This is a genomic window from Candidatus Schekmanbacteria bacterium RIFCSPLOWO2_02_FULL_38_14 (genome assembly GCA_001790855.1).
GTDB lineage: Bacteria > Schekmanbacteria > GWA2-38-11 > GWA2-38-11 > GWA2-38-11 > 2-02-FULL-38-14-A.
The window spans coordinates 63,908-78,989 of record MGDH01000008.1; the positions used below are offsets into that span (position 1 = coordinate 63,908).

The 15,082-nt window shown below is 37.6% G+C and carries 14 protein-coding genes and 4 tRNA genes; 10 read left to right on the plus strand and 8 right to left on the minus strand.

Annotated features, from left to right (window positions below):
• Positions 1-732 precede the first annotated feature (732 nt).
• Both A3H37_10680 and A3H37_10685 read left to right on the plus strand, forming a co-directional pair.
• Positions 733-2,049, plus strand: a complete 1,317-nt coding sequence (locus A3H37_10680; GenBank protein OGL51269.1) for a hypothetical protein — start codon at positions 733-735, stop codon at positions 2,047-2,049.
• On the plus strand, positions 2,030-3,397 hold the full coding sequence (locus tag A3H37_10685) for a hypothetical protein (protein ID OGL51270.1): 1,368 nt from the start codon (positions 2,030-2,032) through the stop codon (positions 3,395-3,397). The genes A3H37_10680 and A3H37_10685 overlap by 20 nt, the downstream gene beginning before the upstream one ends.
• A 51-nt stretch (positions 3,398-3,448) precedes the next feature.
• Here A3H37_10685 and A3H37_10690 read toward each other — a convergent pair whose 3' ends face one another.
• Together A3H37_10690 and A3H37_10695 are read right to left on the minus strand one after the other, a co-directional pair.
• Positions 3,449-4,699 carry a glutamate dehydrogenase gene (locus A3H37_10690; protein OGL51271.1) on the minus strand — a complete coding sequence of 417 codons (1,251 nt, stop codon included), beginning with the start codon at positions 4,697-4,699 and terminating at the stop codon, positions 3,449-3,451.
• Between the two features lie 146 nt (positions 4,700-4,845).
• A complete protein-coding gene (locus A3H37_10695) occupies positions 4,846-5,637 on the minus strand; it encodes a hypothetical protein (GenBank protein ID OGL51272.1) in 792 nt (263 codons plus the stop codon).
• Positions 5,638-5,947: 310 nt separating this feature from the next.
• Here A3H37_10695 and A3H37_10700 point away from each other — a divergent pair, with 310 nt between their 5' ends.
• Positions 5,948-6,877 (plus strand): hypothetical protein, encoded by a 930-nt coding sequence (locus A3H37_10700; protein OGL51273.1) that lies wholly within the window; start codon positions 5,948-5,950, stop codon positions 6,875-6,877.
• Between the two features lie 24 nt (positions 6,878-6,901).
• Here A3H37_10700 and A3H37_10705 read toward each other — a convergent pair whose 3' ends face one another.
• Positions 6,902-7,765, minus strand: a complete 864-nt coding sequence (locus A3H37_10705) for a hypothetical protein (protein ID OGL51274.1) — start codon at positions 7,763-7,765, stop codon at positions 6,902-6,904.
• 43 nt (positions 7,766-7,808) lie between these two features.
• A complete protein-coding gene (locus tag A3H37_10710; protein OGL51275.1) occupies positions 7,809-8,621 on the minus strand; it encodes a hypothetical protein in 813 nt (270 codons plus the stop codon).
• A gap of 165 nt (positions 8,622-8,786) precedes the next feature.
• Between A3H37_10710 and A3H37_10715 the strand changes: the two genes are divergently transcribed.
• Both A3H37_10715 and A3H37_10720 read left to right on the plus strand, forming a co-directional pair.
• Positions 8,787-9,032, plus strand: coding sequence for a hypothetical protein (locus tag A3H37_10715; GenBank protein OGL51276.1), 246 nt, complete (start codon positions 8,787-8,789; stop codon positions 9,030-9,032).
• Positions 9,033-9,190: 158 nt separating this feature from the next.
• Positions 9,191-9,838 carry a fructose-6-phosphate aldolase gene (locus A3H37_10720; GenBank protein ID OGL51277.1) on the plus strand — a complete coding sequence of 216 codons (648 nt, stop codon included), beginning with the start codon at positions 9,191-9,193 and terminating at the stop codon, positions 9,836-9,838.
• A 50-nt stretch (positions 9,839-9,888) separates the two neighbouring features.
• Here A3H37_10720 and A3H37_10725 read toward each other — a convergent pair whose 3' ends face one another.
• Positions 9,889-10,305: a hypothetical protein gene (locus A3H37_10725; protein OGL51278.1), complete on the minus strand. Its 417-nt coding sequence runs from the start codon at positions 10,303-10,305 to the stop codon at positions 9,889-9,891.
• A 147-nt stretch (positions 10,306-10,452) separates the two neighbouring features.
• Here A3H37_10725 and A3H37_10730 point away from each other — a divergent pair, with 147 nt between their 5' ends.
• Positions 10,453-11,253, plus strand: a complete 801-nt coding sequence (locus tag A3H37_10730) for a hypothetical protein (GenBank protein ID OGL51279.1) — start codon at positions 10,453-10,455, stop codon at positions 11,251-11,253.
• A gap of 86 nt (positions 11,254-11,339) precedes the next feature.
• Here A3H37_10730 and A3H37_10735 read toward each other — a convergent pair whose 3' ends face one another.
• The 3 genes from A3H37_10735 to A3H37_10745 all read right to left on the minus strand — a co-directional run bounded on the left by A3H37_10735 (position 11,340) and on the right by A3H37_10745 (position 14,082).
• Positions 11,340-11,678: a transcriptional regulator gene (locus A3H37_10735; protein ID OGL51280.1), complete on the minus strand. Its 339-nt coding sequence runs from the start codon at positions 11,676-11,678 to the stop codon at positions 11,340-11,342.
• 4 nt (positions 11,679-11,682) lie between these two features.
• Positions 11,683-12,888: a tyrosine--tRNA ligase gene (locus tag A3H37_10740; GenBank protein ID OGL51281.1), complete on the minus strand. Its 1,206-nt coding sequence runs from the start codon at positions 12,886-12,888 to the stop codon at positions 11,683-11,685.
• Between the two features lie 105 nt (positions 12,889-12,993).
• Positions 12,994-14,082, minus strand: coding sequence for a 3-dehydroquinate synthase (locus A3H37_10745; protein OGL51282.1), 1,089 nt, complete (start codon positions 14,080-14,082; stop codon positions 12,994-12,996).
• 238 nt (positions 14,083-14,320) lie between these two features.
• Between A3H37_10745 and A3H37_10750 the strand changes: the two genes are divergently transcribed.
• The 4 genes from A3H37_10750 to A3H37_10765 all read left to right on the plus strand — a co-directional run bounded on the left by A3H37_10750 (position 14,321) and on the right by A3H37_10765 (position 14,774).
• Positions 14,321-14,393: transfer RNA gene (locus tag A3H37_10750), tRNA-Thr, on the plus strand.
• A 19-nt stretch (positions 14,394-14,412) separates the two neighbouring features.
• Positions 14,413-14,495: transfer RNA gene (locus A3H37_10755), tRNA-Tyr, on the plus strand.
• 82 nt (positions 14,496-14,577) lie between these two features.
• Positions 14,578-14,651, plus strand: a tRNA-Gly gene (locus A3H37_10760).
• A 51-nt stretch (positions 14,652-14,702) separates the two neighbouring features.
• Positions 14,703-14,774 (plus strand) — tRNA-Thr (locus tag A3H37_10765).
• The last annotated feature ends 308 nt before the right edge of the window (positions 14,775-15,082 follow it).

Consider the following 15,082-nt stretch of genomic DNA (forward strand, 5'->3'; position numbering starts at 1 on the left):
ATTTTTGACAATAGCAAAAAGAAATTTTGTCACTATTGGCTTTTTCTGAAACTTATTCAGGCACAAAGAATCCCTCTGACTCGCAGTTTTTTTTAAACATAAAAGTTTATTCTCAAGGGCATTAGAAGAATATGAAAAAGCATTAAAGAAAAAACCTGATTTTGCAAAAGGTTATTATAATCTTAGTGTGCTCTACTATGAAATGGGAAAATATGAAAAGGCACGTGAAAAATGGGAAACAGTTTTAAGAATTGATCCAAATAACAGGTTTGTAAAAGAAAGCCTTAAGTAAATAATAAATTCTCCGGATAAAAGTTCAAATATCAAATGAATATCAAAATACAGAATTGTAAATTCTGAACCATTGTATGGAACGAAATCCCTATCGTTCCCACTTTCTTAACAATTTTTCTTAAACCATTAAATCTCCGTCATCTTAATCGTTTGGCTGATCCTTTGACAAGCTCAGGACAGCGTCCTGAACTTGCTGAAGGATGCGGTATGGTGAGCCTGTCGGAGCGTCATGACGAAGCACTCTCCCCCTATCATGTCTTCTGTCATTGTTTGGGTGTAAGAAAATAAATTGACAAAAAGAGGGAAAAATGGGAAATAAAAAATTCTTTGAAAAATATAAAATATACCTTAGGAAGCAAGGCAACAAATCATTAAAACCCCGATAGCAATTTGTTAAGGTTATGGGATGAATTTTTTAGTTAACCTATAGGAGTATAAATGGATCAAGTATCTTCAAGTGAAAAAAAATTCTTAGGAATTGTAGTTCAAAAAGGTCTTACAAAATTTAATTTCATCGCTCTTTTCCTTGCAACTTTTTTTGTAGGATTTCTCATGATTACTCCAACCGTTTTTATCCCTCGATTCTTAATTGAAATTATAGAGATAAAGGAAGAAAACTTAGGAAGAATCAACTCCACTCTTGCCAATATAGACCAGATTCTTGCCATTCTTCTTTTCGGGTATATTGGTGCCCTCTCAGATAGAAAGGGGAGGAAGATTCTTTTAGTCTTAGGACTTTTGGGTGCTGGAATTTCTTATTTCCTTTTTGCCACTCCAAAATTAATTGGAAATTTTCTGAATCTTGAACCATTAATTTTTGTTTATCTTTTTAGAATCTTTTTGTCTCTCTCTTTCACCTTTGCCATGCCTCAGACTATGACCATGATTGCAGACTACACAGAAATTCATACCAGAGGTAAAGGAATTGCTTTAAGCGTCATTTCGATGGGAGCTGGAATTATGGCTGCTTTCAAAGTATCTGGCATGCTTCAAGAAAAAGTAGGACTGATAAATGTCATCCTCTTTTCAGGGCTGATTTCCATTCTCGCCTCCCTTTTTGCAAAGACCTCTTTAAAGGATTATATGCCTCATTCGGAGCACAAAAAGGAGAGCAAGGGAAGCTGGGGAAAAGTATTTCAGACAATAAAAAATTCTCCCAAGTTAAAACTCTGTATGGCTGCTAACTTTACTCAGTCCGCTGAGAGAATGGTTTTAGGAATCTTCCTTTTTAGTTGGATGGTGAAGGTGGCTTCTGAATTTGGCTTGACAAGGGCTCAGGCAACAACTCATGGAGGTAAAGTGTTAGCTCTCTCGATTCTTTTCGCTTTCGTAGGAAATCCTGTATGGGGAGTTGTGATAGATAAATGGGGACGTATGCCTGCAATTATCGGAGGGTTATTAGTCGAAGGTTTAGCCTTTGTCTGGGTTGGGATTATCAAAAACCCCTTTGGTCTCGACATGTGGTTTGCTACAATTCTTTCAGGTCTTGGAGCTGGTGGCATAGCTATAGGAGCAAGAACCCTAACTACAGACCTTGCTCCTAAGAATGTGCTTGGAGCAATTTTTGGGGTGTTCAATTCTATAGGAATGATAGGTGCCTTTGTATTTGTATTTGTCGGGGGCTTTATTTTTGATTATTTAAGCTACTCAATGCCTCTTATAGTTGTTGGAGTATTTGACCTCTTAATTCTACTTTATAGCATATATGTCTTTTTGAAGAATAGGAACACTAAAAATGGGCATGAAATTTCTTGAGAAGAATTTTTCTATGAACTCACAAAACAAAGAAGTAAAAAGAAAGAAAACCCTCGGCATAGTTATCCTTGAGGGCTTAACTCTTTTAAATTTCTATGCTCTCTTCTGGTGCTCAATGGTTATGTTAATAGGAATTACTTGTGTCGCAGTAATCCAACCGATATTTTTAAAGGAGGTAATCAAAGTACCCCAGCAGCATTTTGGAAAAATAAATGCTAATCTTCTCTTATTAAAAGAGATTGCAGTAATACTGTTTTTAGGAATCGCAGGAGCCTTGTCTGATAAATATGGAAGAAAGATTCTGATGACCTTAGGGCTTTTAGTCTCTGGATTACTTTTCATCGTTTTTGGATATGCTGATCACATCGGAAGAGCTACAGATACTAATTCCCTTATATGGGTTTTCATCATGAGATTTTTTTATGCTGTTACGTTAACATTTGCATGGCCTCAGGTCTTTACTATATTAGGTGACTATACTGAACATGAGAGCAGAGGAAAAGGAAATGCTATTATTGGCATTATGGCAGGTATTGGGGCCATGCTCACCTTTATACTTATTTCTAAAATTCCTGAAAAATTTGGCATCCTTGCAGGATTTTATATCTGTGGAGGATTATTAATTTTTACAGCTCTTGTTTCTCATTTCGGAATTGTTGATAGACTCCCCAAAGATATTTCCAAACGGAAAAAAACTATTGAAATCTTAAAAGAAGCAATGGATGCTTTAAAAATCTCTCCCGGACTAAAGCTTTCTTATGCTGCTTCATTTATTTCAAGAGCCACTGTTGGAATTCTAGGGACTTTTATGATGACATGGGTGGTAAAAGTTGCTTCTGATTCAAACATGGATAGCCATAAAGCAACTGCTGTTGGCGGTATGGTAATCGGGATATCCGCAATGGCTGGACTGGTTACTGCTCCTTTTTGGGGAATATTGAGTGATAAGTGGGGAAGAATGCCTGCTCTTACTTTAAGTCTCTTTCTTACTGGTTTAGGTTTTGTTCTTATGGGATTTGTAGTTAACCCTTTTTCAGGATTAACCAAGTTATGTATCATATTTTGTGGAATTGGGCAGATTGGTCTAATGATAGTTTCAACTACTTTAGCAATAGACCTTTCTCCTCCAAAAGTTCTTGGTTCTGTCCTTGGAGGATTTAATACCTTGGGAGCGTTAGGCATTTTTGTTATAGGTACAATAGGAGGTTTTCTGTTTGATGAGGTTTCCTATGTAGCACCTTTTGTTCTAACTGGAGCAGTTAGTTTTGTTGTCTTATTATGGGCTATACTTGTCTACAATAAAGTCCCAAAAATTACTGGAAAAAGCAGCGGAGTTTCTGCTCATTAAATAAAAATTTGCTGCCAGCAGATTACAGAAAATTCAATTCTGAAGTTTGGATTACGGATACAATCCTCTCTGCCTTTTTGCCTCTGCGACCCTTCCAATGCCAATCATCAAGGCAGCAGTACGTGTATCACACTTTTTCTCTTTTGTTATTTTTAAAACTTCGTTGAAGGACTTTGAGAGAAGTTCTTTTACTTCATGGATTACTCTTTCCTGCGACCAGAAAAAACTCTGAAGGTCCTGCACCCATTCAAAATATGAAACTGTGACGCCTCCTGAATTTGCAAGTATGTCAGGGATAACAAAAATACCTTTATCCTGCAATATCGGGTCTGCATCAAGTGTAGTTGGTCCATTAGCCCCTTCAGCAAGGATTTTGCATTTTAAGCGGCTGGCATTTTTACTTGTAATTACCCTGGCAACGGCTGATGGTGCAAGGACATCACACCGGACCTCGAGCAATTCTTCATTTGTAATGGAATCTCCGCCTTTAAAACCTTTTATTTTCCCGGTTTCTTTCATATGGTTTAGCAGCGCATCAATATCGATTCCTTTTGAATTATAGACCCCGCCTGCAACATCGGTAATTGCAATTACATCCCAGTTTTTCCTCTTTGCTATTATGCCAATAGATGAACCGACATTGCCAAATCCCTGAATTGCCAGAGTTAATTTTTCCTTTTTAAGCCCTATTACTTTTTTTGCCTCATCTATCATATGTATTATTCCGCCACCAGTTGCCATTTTTCTTGCTGCGGAACCTCCAAGAAGCAGTGTTTTGCCGGTTACGACTCCGGGAATTGTATAGCCTTTTTGCATGCTGTAGGTGTCCATAATCCATGCCATTATTCTTTCATCCGTTCCCATATCAGGAGCAGGAATATCTCTCTCAGGACCTATTATCATCATTATCTCCGTTGTATATCTTCTGGTAAGGTGCTCAAGCTCATTTTCAGACATTTTGGTCGGGTCGCAGGCAATTCCGCCTTTTGCTCCTCCATAAGGAAGTCCGATAAGTGCGCATTTCCATGACATCCACATTGCAAGAGCTGCAACTTCACCAAGGTTTACTTCAGGATGGTACCTCAGTCCGCCTTTTGTTGGTCCCATTGTCATGTTGTGCTGTACCCTGTAACCTACAAACATTTTGGTCTCACCGCTATCCATTCGGACAGGAATAGATACAACCAGTGCCCTCCTTGGCAGCCTCAGCCTTTCAAAAACTCCTTGTTCCAAGCCTATTTTTTCAGCGATATTTTCAAGCTGCTTTACTGCCATATCAAACATAGGACTTTTGTATTCCATAAATTTTCCCCTCTCATTGAATTTTTTCTCCAAAAATTTATAAGTTCAAATTCCAAAATCCAAATATCAAAAGTTTTAATCATTTGAGCTTTGGATTTTATTTGGATTTTAAACTTTGACATTTGTCATTAGTTTATCTACACTTTTTAAACATAAGCTTTTGGTGCTCTGCACTGAAAGCAGGGAATTTTAGCCCTTGCTTTATCAATCTCATTCAAATCTATCTCTGTCTTAATCACTTCTTCCCCTTCTCCTGCTTCTTTCAGAACTTTTCCATTCGGGTCAACAATCATTGAATTTCCTGAAAGCACAAGTTTCCTGTCTCCTCCACAGCAGGCTGCGCCTATTACAAACAACTGGTTTTCTATTGCCCTTGCCTGAAGAAGTGTTCTCCAATGAGATACTCTTACCCGGGGCCACTGGGCAGGGATTACAATTATTTCAGCACCATTCAGAGCTAAAGACCTTGTCAGTTCAGGAAATCTTATGTCAAAGCATAGAATTGTTCCAATTTTACCAGATGATGTAATCAGAACATCAGAGCTATTTCCTCTTTTAAAATACTTGTCTTCTCTGAGCAATGGGAAGAGATGGATTTTTCTGTATTTTCCAATGACTCCTTTATGAGGTTCAACTGTAAATGCAGTATTGAAAAAATATTTTCCATCTCTTTCAACCATTGAGCTGATAATTGTTGTATTATAGCTGTTGGAGATTTTTTCAAATTCTTTAATAATGAGGTTTGTACGGTCAGATGTTTGTTCTAAATTCTTATAATCATATCCTGAATACCACATCTCAGGAAGGACAATCAAATCAGCTCCCTTTTCTGCAGCTTTCCTTACTTTTTTTAAAACACGGTTGAGATTCTGCTCAGGTCGTTCAGGTCTTATCTCAAGCTGGATAGCACAGACTACTTTTTTCTTATTTTTTAGCATATTATATTTTGATTTTTCCTAAATGCCGTGACAGGCGGGACGCCTGTCCTACTGCTTGAAAAACTCATCATCTTCCTTAAAAAGGAGAGTAGGACAGTTGTCTCGGCTGTCCTTTGGTGTTATTTCAATCCGGGAACTAAAAACCCTATTGATTTTTTCTACAATTTCTATATTTAGAACAGATAAAAGTCAACGCAAATTGGAAATAGCAGGTCAGGAGACCTGCCACTACCCTGGGTAGCATAGGGTCTCCTGACCCGATGTCTATTTCTATTATTCTTAGTACCTTATATAAATATGAGTGTTTTATATGTATTTAGGTTTAGATTTTCTACTCTCTGACAAAAAAGAAATATTCCTCTCTGAAGTCAATATTGGACTTCCTGGCGGTGCTTTTGAGTATGATATAGCTCATAAAGCTGTTTTTAGCAGAAAAGTAGATGTTTTTGAGAAAATAGAAGAAATCTCTCAGAGAAATTTCAGGAAAAGCTTCAGGGATTATATACATTCGCTGCCTTTCAGAAAAGAACTTAAAGAGTTTAAGTTCTTTATGGACAGGGAAATCACAACGCCTTTAAAACTTCATCCTGTTTTGAGGCTTGAAGACAAATGGATTCAGTATAATCTCCTGAGCAAAAAAATTGGCATGCCCTATACCGAGCTTTTTGATTTTTCTGATAAAGAGCAGATTGAAAGGCTTCTCAGCAGATTTGGTGCTGTAGCCTTAAAAAAGAGAACAGGAAGATGGGGAAAGGGATTTGAAGTTTTAAAAGACAGGAAACTGTCTGGAGCCATGATTGACATACCTTATCTGGCTCAGGAGTATGTTACTTCAAAAACAGATAATTACCTTTTATCCATAAGAACAGTATCCTTTGAAGGCGAGTTTGTGTGCATGAGCGGTGACCTTTCTGAATCTCACGATTCAAAATGGCGTTACATTGTTTTTATCAAAGCAGGAGAAAAGGTTTTATTGGAGAATAAGAATTTTGAAATCATAGATTTTGAGGAAATGTCATGGGAAGGAAAGATATGGTATGATGGAAAAATACCTGAGCATCAGAGGCTGAATCTTGTTGGCGACAAGGTCGCAAAGACATTTCTTTTATTGCCAAATGATATAATTGAAGGAATAAAAAAGATAACTGAAGATGTTGGAAAAATTTATATGAATCTGGATTTTTCAGAGCTTCCTGAGGCATGGTTTGAACAGAAAATAAAAGGTAAAAACAAAAAATAAATTTGTAATTTTGGCTTTTGTATTTTACATGCTCAAAAATAAGTAAACTTCTTCAGCTCTCATTTTAATTACTTCTTTTATTGAATACCTCTCCAAAGTTTTTTTTGCAGCTTTGTATCCGAGATAATAATCTTCCCTGCCGGGAGAATCCTTTGTTAAGGATGATTTCCTGTAGAGCCTGAAAAGGTTTCCTTTGGTATTTTTAATCTTGTCAATTCTGTTATAAATTTCATCAAAATGCTCTTCGCACCACATGTATGCAGGCTTTCCATAGAAAAGGTATTCCCAAGGTGGAAGATTTGGGAAAAGGCATTCTGAAAAAGCAGTTGCAATCCCCTCGCCCATTGAGTGTTCAATGAAAGGGGTAATAGACAGCAATCTGAGGTGATTCATCTTAATATTTCCTTTGTATGCTTTCATAACTTCGGGAGAGGTATCTCTTGCTGCGTGGGCAAGTTCGTGTGCTGTGACAAGGTCGAAATATTCTTTTTTTCCCGCAGGGTAATCAAGCCCAATGTAGATATGGGGGATTCCATTGTGATAAACTGTCACACCATCTACAATTCCGCGAAGGGTGAAGAAGAGGTTTATCCGCGCAGAGATTTTTCTATCAAGGAGAGTTTCAGCTTTCTTTAAAGTTTTAAAAACCCTTTCAGGATATTTCCATTCATTTAGCTTTTTAAAAATATCTTTATAAAAGTTGAGGTCAGTTTTTTCAAAAAGAGATTTTATTCCTACATTCCAAAGAAAGTTTAATTTCAGAAGCGGCGACAGATTCTCTTTGTTAGGTTCAAAATAAAGTTTCTTAAAATCCTTCCAGTTATTCTTGTAACCCGAGCTTTCACAAAATTTTCTAAAATCTTCTATAAGGTTAATAATTTCAGCCATGGCTACATCAACTTATAACCTATAACTTATAATTAATATTCCTCTACAAATCAATCAGCTTTATTTTTATCTGTTTTGAAATCTCGTTTTTCAATTTATCGCTTATTTCGTTATTAGAAAGCAATATCTCAAGGTCCTGTTTCAAAAAATTTTCAAGCAGTGAAACTGATGCTGAAAAAGGAGTCTTTGGGTTTTTGGTAAGATAGAATCTTACCTGATAGCGGTTTTTCCATTTCTTGTGAGTAGCAATTACCTCAAGGCTACTTGAAACTGTGTTTTTTTTCTGCATAAGAGTTATAATGTCAATCTCTGTGAGGCGAGGATTCCACAAAGCTGTCTCAAGAACCATTGGTTCCTTGTCATACAGCAGGACAAGCAAAAGGTCGCGGGGCGCATTCTTTGCCATTGAGATTTTTTCGCCAAGCGGGATTTCAGGGAGTTTTTTCTGCAGAAGGTCAATTGAGATTTTCCGCAGTCCTGAGGAGATTTCCTTGCTGTTTATGAGCTTGTACAAATCTCTTTTTAAGAGAAAACCAAGAAGTGCTTTTGAAATGCCAAGCGGGGTTTTAGGGTTTTTTGCAAGGGCAGATTTTACAGAATAATGCTGGTAGAGTTCAGGGATTTCTGTGATAAGCTTTAAAACCTCTGATGGCGTTTCTTTTCTGTTTGCCAGAAACTCTGCCTCGCTTTCATCAAGGTATCCCCTCTTAATAATTATTCCTGCTTTTTCTTCATCAAAAAGTTTTGGAACAAAGGAGAGAAGTTTTTCCTGACTGCCCTTTATAAACCTCTTTAATGACTCGTGTAGCTTCTCTGTTTCCTGAAGATGATGGTGTTTTCTGCTTTCTTTATCCATTAAGCATAAGCCCTTTTAAGTTATTAATAGTTGAAATAAATGCTTAAGTAAAGGATTGTTTGATTGCTTACTGATTAGTTTATAAAATATTGGATTGAAATTTAATTTTAAGAGTATAAGATACAAAAAAATATTTTTGACAAAAAATCAGGAGAGGGTTTTAATATGACAAAAATAATAGTATCCTATTGCCTCAAGCCCCAAGTTACCAAAGAAGAATATGAGAAATATTTCAGGAAAGAAAAGTATTCGCTGGTTACATCATTCCCTTCTGTAAAATCCTTTGAATTGAATAAGGTGGTTAATGTAATGGAAGGAGAAAAAACTGCTGATTATATGGGCATTCTCGAAATTGAGAGCTTAGAGGCATATCAAAAGGACAGAGAAACAGAAAAATTTCTTGCCAGATAGATTAATTTTGCTGAACCTTCTTCAATAAGGATTTTTTGTACTGAGCGTGTAGATATAGGTTTGTGAAGCTAAAAAAGTTTTCTGAAATTACTTGACAATGTTATATGTTTTACTTATTTCATTAAACAGAAAAGGATATAAACAAACAGAGGGGAATTATGAAAATATTTATTGATACTGCTGATATTAAGGCAATAAGAGAAGCTAATGAACTGGGCATAGTTGACGGGGTTACTACAAACCCTTCCTTGGTTGCAAAAGAGGGCAAGGATTTTAAGGAAATAATAAAAGAAATCTGTTCTATTGTAGATGGTCCAATAAGCGCTGAGGCTGTAAGCCTTGACTGCAACGGAATGCTTGCAGAGGCAAGAGAATTATCAAAGATTCATAAGAATGTAGTAATAAAAATTCCAATGATAAAAGAGGGTTTAAAGGCTGTAAAGATTCTTTCAAGAGACGGAATAAAGACAAATGTTACGCTTGTTTTCTCAGCGTCTCAGGCGCTTCTTGCTGCAAAGGCAGGGGCAACATTTGTGAGTCCATTTATTGGAAGGCTTGATGATATAAGCCATGTAGGAATGGAGATAATCCATCAGATAAGAACCATATATGACAACTATGGGTTTATAACTAAAATAATAGTGGCAAGCGTTCGCAATCCGCTCCATGTTGTTGATGCTGCGCTTGCAGGGGCAGATATTGCAACAATACCTCCTGCTGTGATTGACCAGCTCTTCAAACACCCTCTGACTGATATAGGGATTGAAAAATTTTTGTCAGACTGGGAAAAGGTTCCAAAGAAATAAATTCAAAGGGTAAAAGCCATGCCAATATTTGAATTTCAATGCAATGACTGTCACGAGGGATTCGAGAAGCTCGTATTTAAGCAGGATGCTCCTGTCGAATGTCCAAAGTGCAATAAAACAAATATTGTTAAAAAAATGTCTGTTTGCGGATTTTCAAGCGGTGGTAAATTCACTCCTTCATCAGGTTCTTCAGGGTGTAGCTCCTGCTCATCATCAAGCTGTTCAACCTGTAAGCCTAACTGATGCTGTGATAAGGCATTTGAGTCTAAGTAAATCACCCTGCACGGATAAACAAAACAAGCTATTGAAAAGCTGTAGAAATAGGTCGTTACAGGCTGTTGAAAAACCTGGTTTACTGTCATTGCGAGGAGCAAAGCGACGAAGCAATCTCCATTTTCTCCCCCTTTAGAAAAGGGGGATAGAGGGGGATTTGAGATTGCCACGCTCCCGAAATTTATCCTGAGCATGCCGAAGGGGTCGCTCGCAATGACAAAAAGGGAATTCTCGGTCAGCCTGTTTAGGTCTGTTTCTACAATTAAGCTCCATTAATTATTTTTTATGGAATGATAAGATTAATTAGAAAAATGTTATTCCGTTTTTCAGGATGATAAACAATGTTTCTTGAAAAAATAGCTGAGCATAAAAGAAAAGAATTAGAAGTTTCAAAAAAGAATCGTTCCCTTAAAGGAATGAAGACGCTCCTTGACAAGTGTTTTCCTTCAAGAAGATTCAGAGATGCTGTTGCAGGGAAAAATCAGAATAAGGAAATTAAAGGTTCAAAGATAATTGCAGAGGTGAAAAAAGCCTCTCCGTCAAAGGGGGTTATAAGAGAAGACTTCAATCCCCTGCAAATTGCACTCACCTATCAGAAGAATGGCGCAGTGGCAATTTCGGTTTTAACAGATGAGAAGTTTTTTCAGGGAAGCTTAAACCACATGCATCAGGTAGCAAAATCAACTATAATCCCTATACTGAGAAAGGATTTTATTATTGATGAATATCAGGTGCTTGAGGCAAGAGCTTGCAGGGCTGATGCCTTTCTGCTGATTGCAGGTCTTCTTGATAAGGAAAGACTAAGGGATTTCAGGCTCATTGGAGAGGAACTTGGCATGGATGCCCTTGTTGAGGTTCATACAATGGAGGAGCTTGAAAAGGCTCTTTTAAGCGGGGCTGGAATTATTGGAATCAATAACAGGGACCTTGCTACCTTTGAGGTTGATATAAAAAGAAGCATTGAAATGGTTCCTCATATACCAAAAGAAAAACTGATTGTGAGCGAGAGCGGAATAAAATCAAGAGAGGATATAATAAGGCTTGAAGAGGCTGGTGTTAATGCCTTTTTAATTGGAGAGACACTTTTGAAATCGAATAATATAGGAAAGAAACTAAAAGAACTGATAGGAATATCTGATTAACGAGATTGCTTCGTCGCTTTGCTTCTCGCAATGACATTAAAAATCTGTTTGTTTTGATATTTGAAATTTGGATTTTGAAATTTAACTTATAGTGCGTCCTTGCCTCTTTCCCCTGTCCTTATCCTTACAGCCTCCTCAACAGGAAGCACAAATATCTTTCCGTCTCCTATTTTACCTGTATGTGCTGTTGTGGCTATTACTTCAAGGGCTTTTTCCAGAAGCTCATCAGGGATGACTATTTCGAGTTTAACCTTTGGCAGAAAATCCACTACATATTCTGCACCACGGTAAAGCTCTGTGTGTCCCTTTTGCCTGCCAAACCCCTTTACTTCTGTGACTGTTATTCCCTGAACCCCTATTGTTCCAAGCTTCTCTTTTACTTCATCGAGTTTAAATGGCTTGATAATGGCTTCAATTTTTTTCATATTGTTATCCTTCTATATAGACTTTAAAAAATTTTTTTTTCCCTACCTGAATTAATACCTCATTGCCAGGAGCAATCTCAATGTTATCATCTTCAACTCTTGCTCCATCGATTTTAACCGCTCCTTCTTTTATTTTCCTCCTTGCTTCAGAAGTTGACGGAAAGGCATTGATTGTTTTTAAAAGGTTTCCAATCCATACAGGCTTTCCGTCCCGGCATTTAACATTAATTTCAGGTATATCTGCTGGAACTTCTTTGAACCTGAATTGTTTTAAAAACTTCTGCTCAGCTTTTTCTGCTTCTTCGGGGCTGTGAAATCTTGCCACAATTTCTTTTGAAAGCTTCTGCTTTGCCTCCATTGGATGGATTTTTCCGCTTTTTATATTTTCAAACTCAGCCTGCGAAACATCGCTGACAAGCTCGTAATATCTTAACATCAGCTCATCAGAGACTGACATTACCTTGCCAAAGATTTCCTTTGGAGTTTCTGTGATTCCGATATAATTCCCAAGGCTTTTGCTCATCTTGTTCAGACCGTCAAGACCTTTAAGAAGGGGCATGGTGATTACGACCTGCGGTTTCTGGTTAAAGATTCTCTGCATATCTCTTCCAACAAGAAGGTTAAATTTCTGGTCTGTTCCTCCAATCTCTATATCAGCCGTTATTGCGACTGAATCGTATCCCTGAATAAGAGGATAAAATAGCTCATGGATTCCAATTGGTTTTTCTGCCTTAAACCTTTTTGTAAAGTCATCCCGCTCAAGCATTCTTGCTACTGTGTGTTGTGAGGCTATACGGATTAGTTCTGAGAGAGACATTTTTGCCATCCATGAGCTGTTAAAAACAACCTCTGTTTTTTCAGGGTCCAGGATTTTGAATACCTGTTGCTGATAGGTTTTGGAGTTTTCCCGAATCTCTTTTTCTGTCATGGGTTTTCTCATCTCATTCCTGCCTGAAGGGTCCCCGATTCTTGCAGTAAAGTCACCTATTAAAAAGAGGACTTTATGTCCTAGTTTTTGAAATATCCTCAGTTTCTGGAGTAAAACTGTATGCCCCAGATGAATATCAGGCGCTGTAGGGTCAAAACCTGCTTTTATCCGCAATGGGTTCTTATCCCTTTGTGATTCAAGGAGTTTTTCCTTAAGCTCCTCTTCAGAAATTATTTCTACAGTTCCCCTTTTTATAATTTCAATCTGTTCAAATATATCCATCAGTCTTAGTTTGGCCTGAAAATGCGGAGATGAAAACCCCCGTGTATCGACAGGAGTAACATAATTGTTCTGCTAATTTTTTCTTAATTTAAAAAGCCGCAAGGTTCAGGATTTTTTGTAAAAAAAATTCTCAAGAACAGACCCCACGGTCTTTTCAGGAATATTGTCCCGGATGATTGCAGAGCCAATTTCTTTTGTCAATACAAAACGGATTTTTCCATTCTTGACCTTTTTGTCTCTTTCCATTGCATTCATTATATCCTTAACAGGAAGAGATAGCTGTTTTTCTGGAAGCCCTACTGAACCTATCAGATTCTGCTGCCTTTCCATAACTGTTTTGCTGCATAGTCCTGCTTTATAGGCAATTTCTGAAACAAGAAACATTCCAATCAGCACAGCTTCTCCGTGCTTAAGAGTATGGTATTTGCCGAGTGATTCAATTGCATGCCCGATTGTATGGCCATAGTTAAGAATTGCGCGAAGACCACTTTCCTTTTCATCTTCTTCAACTATTCTTGCCTTATGGAAGCATGACCAGTATATGGCTTTGTTTAAAAGTTCTTTATTTGCTGATATTGAGTTAATGTTTTCTTCAAGGAGTGAAAACAGATTCTTATCCCTTATTGCAGCCATTTTTATTATTTCAGCAATGCCGTTTTTAAATTCTTTCTGAGGAAGAGTTTCAAGGACATCTGAATCAATTATTACCTGTTTTGGCTGGTAAAATGAACCAATCAGGTTTTTGCCAAGAGGGTGGTTTACAGCTACTTTTCCTCCTATGCTTGAATCAACCTGTGCAAGAAGAGTGGTTGGAATCTGCACATAGGGTACACCTCTCATATAAGTTGAAGCTACAAAACCTGCAAGGTCACCAATAACTCCTCCTCCAACAGCAAGGACAAGAGAGCCTCTTTCCATTTTCGCTTTTAACATCTCGTCATAGAGAAACCTTGCCCATTTAAGGCTTTTGGAGCTTTCACCATCAGGCACAACAGAATGTGCGACCTTATATTTTTTCCGCAGTTTTTTTTCTATTCCCTTTGAGTATAGTGAAAATACTACAGGATTTGTTACTATCATGACCTTTTCTATGTTGCCAAGGGGTTCAATAAGGGCATTAACTTCTTTCAAAATTCCTGAGCCAATAAGAATTCTGTAACTTCTCTCTTTCAGGTTTACTTTTACAATTTTCATAACAGGTTACATTTTTCACACAGATTTTCTCAGAAATCAACTTTAATTTGAGAACGGATAAAAAATAAAGCTCTGGATAGAGGATATAAAACAGACTGATTCTATTTATTAATAATTGAATTATCTAACATATAAAAAATTTTTGACATTCCTGTTTTTTCGCTTGACATAAAATTTATAATGATTAAAATTAAAAATTTCTTAATCGCCGTTTAATCATTTTTAGAGAGTTTATGTCGCCGATGTAGCTCAACTGGCAGAGCAGCTGATTTGTAATCAGCAGGTTGGAGGTTCGAGTCCTCTCATCGGCTAACATAATGATTTTCAAGAGGGGAGGTTCCCGAGCGGTCAAAGGGAGCAGACTGTAAATCTGCCGGCGCAGTCCTTCGGAGGTTCGAATCCTCCCCTCCCCAGGAAAAATTGCGAAGCAACTTTTACTGAAAGCTGAAAGCTATTGGCTAATAGCTTTTTTAGTGGAAGCGTAAGCTTCCCTGTGCGGGAATAGCTCAGCTGGCTAGAGCGTCAGCCTTCCAAGCTGAGGGTCGCGGGTTCGAATCCCGTTTCCCGCTTAGAATATTAAGAGGTCAAAGGCTTTTTTTAAAGCCTTTGACCTCTTAATTGCCCACGTAGCTCAGTGGTGGAGCACTTCCTTGGTAAGGAAGAGGCCATCGGTTCAATCCCGATCGTGGGCTCTGAATTTGGAAGGATACTTGGAGAATAAAAAATCACAAATTCCAAATATCAAACAAATTCAAAATTTCGATGTTCAAAACTATTTTGGATTTAGGTCATTAGAATTTAGGATTTGTTTAGGATTTAGAATTTAGGCTTTTGATATAAAGGACTAATAAAGAATTTAATTAGGAGGGTGGTATTATGAGTAAGGCTAAGTTTGAGCGCAAGAAGCCACATGTAAACGTAGGGACGATAGGGCATATAGACCACGGTAAGACGACATTGACCAGTGCGTTGACGCGGGTATTGGCAACGAAGGGATATG

Bases quoted from the DNA above. Each gene is read 5' to 3' on its own strand.
- A3H37_10680 (OGL51269.1), top strand. From the start codon at position 733: ATGGATCAAGTATCTTCAAGTGAAAAAAAATTCTTAGGAATTGTAGTT.
- A3H37_10685 (OGL51270.1), top strand. From the start codon at position 2,030: ATGGGCATGAAATTTCTTGAGAAGAATTTTTCTATGAACTCACAAAAC.
- A3H37_10690 (OGL51271.1), bottom strand. From the start codon at position 4,699: ATGGAATACAAAAGTCCTATGTTTGATATGGCAGTAAAGCAGCTTGAA.
- A3H37_10695 (OGL51272.1), bottom strand. From the start codon at position 5,637: ATGCTAAAAAATAAGAAAAAAGTAGTCTGTGCTATCCAGCTTGAGATA.
- A3H37_10700 (OGL51273.1), top strand. From the start codon at position 5,948: ATGTATTTAGGTTTAGATTTTCTACTCTCTGACAAAAAAGAAATATTC.
- A3H37_10705 (OGL51274.1), bottom strand. From the start codon at position 7,765: ATGGCTGAAATTATTAACCTTATAGAAGATTTTAGAAAATTTTGTGAA.
- A3H37_10710 (OGL51275.1), bottom strand. From the start codon at position 8,621: ATGGATAAAGAAAGCAGAAAACACCATCATCTTCAGGAAACAGAGAAG.
- A3H37_10715 (OGL51276.1), top strand. From the start codon at position 8,787: ATGACAAAAATAATAGTATCCTATTGCCTCAAGCCCCAAGTTACCAAA.
- A3H37_10720 (OGL51277.1), top strand. From the start codon at position 9,191: ATGAAAATATTTATTGATACTGCTGATATTAAGGCAATAAGAGAAGCT.
- A3H37_10725 (OGL51278.1), bottom strand. From the start codon at position 10,305: ATGCTCAGGATAAATTTCGGGAGCGTGGCAATCTCAAATCCCCCTCTA.
- A3H37_10730 (OGL51279.1), top strand. From the start codon at position 10,453: ATGTTTCTTGAAAAAATAGCTGAGCATAAAAGAAAAGAATTAGAAGTT.
- A3H37_10735 (OGL51280.1), bottom strand. From the start codon at position 11,678: ATGAAAAAAATTGAAGCCATTATCAAGCCATTTAAACTCGATGAAGTA.
- A3H37_10740 (OGL51281.1), bottom strand. From the start codon at position 12,888: ATGGATATATTTGAACAGATTGAAATTATAAAAAGGGGAACTGTAGAA.
- A3H37_10745 (OGL51282.1), bottom strand. From the start codon at position 14,082: ATGAAAATTGTAAAAGTAAACCTGAAAGAGAGAAGTTACAGAATTCTT.